5 protein-coding genes are annotated in these 7006 nt (G+C 28.1%); all 5 read left to right on the top strand.

Annotated elements, in window-relative coordinates; genetic code table 11:
* The first annotated feature begins 115 nt into the window (after window positions 1–115).
* The 5 genes from EJJ37_RS13445 (at window position 116) to EJJ37_RS13465 (ending at window position 6757) form a co-directional block, all read left to right on the top strand.
* Entirely contained in the window at window positions 116–1435 is a 1320-nt protein-coding gene (locus EJJ37_RS13445) for a LysM peptidoglycan-binding domain-containing protein (RefSeq protein WP_133016094.1), read from the top strand.
* Between the two features lie 243 nt (window positions 1436–1678).
* The gene (locus EJJ37_RS13450; protein WP_166484766.1) at window positions 1679–3340 is read left to right on the top strand and encodes a ribonuclease J; all 1662 of its coding nucleotides are present in this window, start codon (window positions 1679–1681) and stop codon (window positions 3338–3340) included.
* Between the two features lie 75 nt (window positions 3341–3415).
* Window positions 3416–4240, top strand: coding sequence for a hypothetical protein (locus tag EJJ37_RS13455; protein ID WP_133016096.1), 825 nt, complete (start codon window positions 3416–3418; stop codon window positions 4238–4240).
* Window positions 4241–4456: 216 nt separating this feature from the next.
* Window positions 4457–5134: a nitrite/sulfite reductase domain-containing protein gene (locus EJJ37_RS13460; protein ID WP_133016097.1), complete on the top strand. Its 678-nt coding sequence runs from the start codon at window positions 4457–4459 to the stop codon at window positions 5132–5134.
* Window positions 5135–5317: 183 nt separating this feature from the next.
* A complete protein-coding gene (locus EJJ37_RS13465; RefSeq protein ID WP_133016098.1) occupies window positions 5318–6757 on the top strand; it encodes a DEAD/DEAH box helicase in 1440 nt (479 codons plus the stop codon).
* Window positions 6758–7006 lie beyond the last annotated feature (249 nt).

Here is a 7006-nt window from a genome sequence, read left to right on the forward strand (position 1 = left end):
GTAATAATCTCTTATTTTTATGTAATTTTATGATTAATAAAAAGTACTCACTATTCTTTTTATATATGAATAGTAATAAAGTATATGAAAATATTATGAAAAGGAGTAAATATGGATGACAACTTATAAAGGTATAGATATTAGTAATTGGCAAGGAAGCGTAAATTTCTCAGAAGTAAAGAATAGTGGAGTAGAAATAGTTTATATTAAAGCAACAGAAGGAAATTTTTATACAGATCCATACCTTCAAGAATTTTATGATGGAGCATCTAATAATGGATTATTGATAGGATTTTATCATTTTTTTAGTCCATCAGTTTCTGCATCAGAACAAGCAAGATATTTTACTAACGCTATAAGTGGAATGACAAGTGACTGTAGATTAGTATTAGATTTAGAAGAATCAGGTGGTTATGGAGCTGCAGAATTATCTAGTATTGCAAATGAGTTTTTGGAAGCGGTTGAAGCAAATAGTGGATTAAAAGTTGCTTTATACACTTATGCAAGCTTTGCAAATAATAATATTGAACCTGGATATGGATTAGAGAAATATCCTTTGTGGATAGCAGAGTATGGAACTAGTTATCCAGAAAGTAATTCAATATGGGGAAGTAGTTATGCAGGATGGCAATATTCAGATACTGGATATACACCAGGTGTAAATGGAAATACAGATTTAGATACCTTTAATAGTGAGGTATTACTAGATAGTAAAGTGACTATCTCTGGAAATAGAAATCAAGAGTCAGAAAATGGGGCTATAAAATATTATGTAGTTCAAGCGGGGAATACATTGAGTGGAATAGCAGCAAAGTTTGGAACTACAGTTCAGGCATTATCTCAATTAAATAATATAACAAATCCTAATTCAATCTATGTAGGAGAAGTTTTAAAGATATATGGAGATAACAAAGTTCAAAGAGGAAATAATAATTTCAGTACTACCTATGTTGTACAATCAGGAGATACTTTAAGTGGAATAGCAACAAGATTTGGTACAACTGTACAAGAGTTAACACAATTAAATGATATATCAAATCCTAATTTGATATATGTTGGAGAAGTATTAAAACTTCCAGTTTCTAACTCAGTTAAGAGTGGAGCATCATCTAAGCAATATCAAACAACTTATGTAGTACAATCGGGAGATACTTTAAGTGGAATAGCGGCAAGGTTTGGAACTACAGTACAATATTTAGCTAGAATAAACGGAATAGTAAATCCGAACTTAATATATGTAGGACAAATATTAAAAATTAGAGCATCTGGGGTATCAGCACAAAGAGGAAATTCTACAACAACTTATGTAGTTAAATCTGGTGATACTTTAAGTGGAATAGCAGCAAGGTTTGGAACTACAGTTTCTAATTTGGTTGCATTAAATGATATTTCAAATCCTAATTTAATATATGCAGGGCAAGTTTTAAAAGTTTAGTTATTCTGAAATAAAAACAAATTAAGAAATTAAAGTTTAATAAAGTAAATATTAAGAAGGATAAAATAAGTTGTAAGCTTATTTTATCCTTAATTAATTTTTTAAAATAATTATAGTTAAAATAAATAGTGTTAAAGCAATTATTTAATAATAGTATTACTTAGAATTTATAGAATAACTAATAATATCTCTAGGAATAATAAATATAGATACAGTAGATATTTATGAAAGGAATTTGTTTTGATGAGTGAAGAGAGAGTTAAAATAATACCTCTTGGTGGATTAGGGGAAATAGGAAAGAATATTACTGCTATAGAATGTGATGATGAAATTGTTGTTATTGATTGTGGAGTAGCATTTCCTGATGAAGAAATGTATGGTGTTGATTTAATAATTCCTGATATTACTTATTTAAAAAATAATGTGGAAAAAATTAAGGGTATTTTTTTGACACATGGACACGAGGATCATATAGGGGCATTGCCATATGTATTAAAAGAAATTAATGTACCTCTTTATGGAACCAAGTTAACTATTGGTATTGTTAAAACAAAGCTTGAAGAACATAATATTTTATCAGATGTAAAATTAAATAATGTTGAACCGGGAGATGTAGTTTCATTTAGGAAGCTTAAAGTAGAGTTTATAAGAAATACTCATAGTATTGCAGATTCGTGTAGTTTAGCTATATTTACACCAGTGGGAATAATACTTCATACAGGTGACTTTAAAATTGATTATACTCCTATAGATGGACAAAAGATGGACTTACAAAGAATATCTAATCTAGGAAAAGAGGGTGTAGTCTTATTAATGGCAGACAGTACCAATGTTGAGAGACAAGGTCATTCATTGTCAGAAAAAAGTATTGGATTCACATTAGATAGGATTATTAGTAAGGCAAAGGGAAGAGTTATAGTTGCTACTTTTGCATCTAATATACATAGAATGCAGCAAATAGTTGATGCATCTTTTAAAAATAATAGAAAGGTTGTTTTTAATGGAAGAAGTATGGAGAATATTTCTAAGGTAGCTATGGAATTAGGATATCTACATATACCAAATAATGAGGTTATTAGCATTGATGATTTAAAAAATTATGAAAATGATAAAATAACATTAATAACAACTGGAAGCCAAGGTGAGCCTATGGCGTCATTGGCAAGAATAGCATTTTCAAATCATAGAAAAATAACTATAGAGCCTAATGATACCTTTATAATTTCTGCATCACCAATACCTGGAAATGATAAATTGATATCAAGGGTTATAAACCAGTTATTTAGAAAAGGAGCAGATGTAATATATGAGGATTTAGAGGATGTACATGTATCAGGTCATGCCTATCAGGAGGAGTTAAAACTTATACATACATTGGTTCATCCTAAATATTTTATGCCTGTTCATGGAGAATATAGACATTTAAAACATCATGGTGATTTAGCAGAAAATTTAGGAATGAAAAAGAACAATATATTTATATTAGAGACAGGAAATGTTTTAGAGCTTACTAAGGATGGATGTAAAAAAGAGGGTAAAGTTAGAACAGGAGCAATATTTGTTGATGGTTTAGGTGTTGGTGATGTTGGAAATATTGTATTACGTGATAGAAGACATTTAGCTCAAGATGGTATGTTAACTATTGTTGTTGCTATAGAAAGAGATACTTTAAGTATTGTTTCTGGACCTGATGTAATAACAAGAGGTTTCGTATATGTTAAGGAGTCAGAGGCCCTTATAAATAAGGTAAAAGAATTATCTGTAAATGAGTTAGAAAGATGTTTAAGTATGGGAGTTATTGAATGGTATGTATTAAAGGGAAATATTAAGAAGACTGTGGAAAATTATATTTATGAAACTACAAAAAGACGTCCTACAATAATTCCAATTATTATGGAAACATAAATGCATTGAAAATAAGTAGATAGTTGTTGTATAATTTATATGTAAACATTTAAAAGGGGAGAAAAGGGGAAAAATATGAATACAGTAACAGCTAAAAGATATCAAGATTTGATGCAAGAATTTTTAAAAACTCCAAGAAGTAATGTTAAAGGTTTTAGAAAAAAATATGAAGAGGTTTTAAATGAATTTTTAAACTTAGATGAGGTTTATGTAATAGCTTCTAGAAGTGCAACAGTTGAAGAAGTTAATGAAAATAAAGCTAGACCATTATGTGCATTAAACCATAAAAAATTACCATGCATGTGGTTTTTCTCTGAAAAGGAGTTTGCACAAAATTTTGTAAAACATTTTGGAATTATAAAAGATGGAACTGAATATATAATAAAACTTCAAGGTGAAGATTTAATCAAAGTTATAAAGTTTGGAATATTTAATGGAGTTTATCAATTTTCTATAGATGAAGGTAAATGTACTATGGTTATGGTACCATATGATTTATTAAATACTTATTTAGTTAATAATGGAGAAGAAAACTTTTTAGATAAGAATCAATATGAATTAATGGTATTATTTACCATGATGAAATTCCATAAAAAGCTTGTATATGCAATTGAAAGTGATGATAAAGATAATAATGGTAAAAATATATTAGCAGCAGATAGAAGTGGTGTACTTAATATTTTTGCCCAAAAAGATGATGCGAATATTCATAAATATGATATTGGATATGGAAGAAAAGAAGCTATAGGACTTAATATTATTGAATTTAGGAATGCAATTAATTCAATTATTGATAGTATTGAAACAGTTAGATTCGAAATAAAAGAAAATATTATTGAAATAAAAAGCAGTAAATTAGCTTATATATTAAATGAAATGGTAAAGCTTGAATATAAATAAATACAATAATTAATAAAACTACTCATAATAAAAAATATGGGTAGTTTTATTAATATAAAGAAGTTTTATAGCTATATAATAAAAATTTATATAGCTTTATTATGAAATAGGTGATATAAAAATAATAGAAAGAAAAAAGCTTATAGTTATGTAGGATACATAATTAAAGCTTTAAAGTAAAAAAATATAAGTATACTATTTGAGAGGAGAATTTCTATGAAAGACTTATTAGATAAAGGAGCTGTAGTACAAAGAGATATGGAAACATATGCAATAGCGCCGCATTTAACAGGGGGACTTATAACTCCGAAGCAACTTAGGGATATTGCAGATGTTGCAGAAAAGTATAATGCATCAGCTGTAAAGGTAACTGGAGCTCAAAGAATTGCTATTGTTGGAATAAAGGAAGAAGATATTGATAAGGCATGGGCTGATTTAGGAATGAAGCCAGGAGCTGCTATAGGACTATGTGTAAGAAGTGTAAAGATATGTCCAGGAACTACTTTCTGTAAGAGAGGTTTACAGGATTCAGTAGCAATAGGATCAAAATTAGATGGAGCATTCCATGGAAGAAATCTTCCTAACAAATTAAAAATAGGAGTTAGTGGATGTCCAAATAGCTGTGCTGATAGCCATACTAGAGATATTGGTTTAATAGGTGGACCAAAAGGATGGATTCTTTATCTTGGAGGAAGAGGTGGAGTTATTCCTAGATTAGGGGATAGAATCGCTATGAATATTCCAGATGAAAGAATTTTTGATGTAGTTGAAAAAGTAATAGATATCTATGCTGAAAATGGTCAAGGAAGAGAAAGATTAGGAAACTATATAGATAGAATTGGATTAGATGAGTTTAAGAAATTATTAAATATTGAAGAATTCTTAAAAGCTTAAAAAATTAAAAAAAGCAAAAGGCAAGTTAAATTATTAATGATAATTTAATTTTATCCTTTTGCTTTTTTATTTTATATGAATAACTTTAAAGTTTTAATAGTGAAAAATTATTTACTTAAAATAAATATAGGTTATACTAATTAAATGAACAATAATAAATTTAATAAAAATGAGGGAAATATATTGGATAATACATTTAAGAAATATAATTTATGTGATGAGATAATAAAAGCATTAGATGGTATAGGTTATAGTAAACCTTCTGATGTTCAAAGTAAGGTTATACCTGAAATATTAACTGGTAAAGATGTTGTAGTTAAATCACAAACAGGAAGTGGAAAGACTGCAGCATTTGGAATACCATTATGTGAAAAAACACTTTGGGAGGATAGTAAACCACAAACTTTAATTTTAACACCAACTAGAGAACTTGCAATTCAAGTTAAAGAGGAATTAACTAATATAGGAAGATTTAAAAGAATAAGAGCTGTTGCAGTATTTGGAAAGCAACCATTTTCTGATCAAGCAAGAGAGTTAAAACAAAAAACTCATATTGTAGTTGGAACTCCAGGTAGAGTATTTGATCATATTGATAGAGGAACATTAGATATTTCGAATATAAAATATTTAGTAATAGATGAAGCTGATGAAATGCTTAATATGGGATTTATAGATCAAGTGAGAGATATAATAAATACCTTAAATAAGAATAGACAAACAATGCTATTTTCAGCAACTATTCCAGAGGAAATAATGGGGTTATGTAAAATGTACATGAATAATCCTGTTAATGTTGAAATTAAAGCACAAAAATTAATAACTGATAATATAAATCATGAATTATATAGATTTGAGGAATTTTATAAATTAGATAATTTAAGTAAACTTTTAATAAGTGAAATTCCAGAAACAGCAGTTATTTTCTGTAAAACAAAAGAAAATGTTGATAAAGTTTTTGAAAATTTAAATAAAAAAGGCTACTCTGTAAGCAAAATTCATGGTGGAATGCTTCAAAAAGACAGACTTGAAGTTATGGATAAGTTTAAAAAAGGTAATTTTAAAATATTAGTGGCTACGGATGTTGCAGCAAGAGGAATTGATGTAGAAGGAATTACTCATGTAATTAATTATGATTTGCCAGTTGAAAAAGAAGCTTATGTTCATCGTATAGGAAGAACAGGTAGAGCAGGAGCAAAGGGAAAAGCCATTTCTTTTGTTAATCAGTATGAAGATAGACTGTTAGATATGATACAAGAGTACATAGGATTTAAAATTTCAGTTGTAGGAGAAATTGCTGAAGTAAGCAAGGAAAAAAGAGATGAAGCAATAAAAGCTTTAAAATCAAAGCCAAAGGTTAAAAAAGAAAAAGCTAAAGTTATAAATAAAAATATAACTAAGATATATTTTAATGGTGGTAAAAAGAAGAAATTAAGAGCAGGAGACTTCGTAGGAGCAATATCTAGAATAGAAGGAATAACTGCAGAGGATATCGGTATAATAGATGTACAGGATACTGTTTCTTATGTTGATATTTTAAATGGTAAAGGTAATAAAGTAATTGAAGGACTTAAAAACTCAACTATAAAAGGTAAAAAACTTAGAGTTGAAAAAGCTAGAAAATAAATTTAATAATATTGCGAACTAAAGCGTTAATGCCGTGATGCCGAAAATTAATGATATAACCTCCATTAAGTCATATAATTTCGCTAAGAATTTATATTATTATTTACATAAAATTAGCTAAAGCTTCGAAGTTCGCTATCGCTTACCTCAGCTTCTTAACGCTAATTTTATTACAATAATAATTAAATTCTAAAGCTTATTATATAATACTTTCTTCCGGTTATATCATTAATTTTTCTCTATCACTAG

Origin of the sequence: Clostridium cuniculi, from assembly GCF_004353185.1 — a bacterium.
In the GTDB taxonomy this organism is placed as follows: Bacteria; Bacillota; Clostridia; order Clostridiales; family Clostridiaceae; genus Clostridium; species Clostridium cuniculi.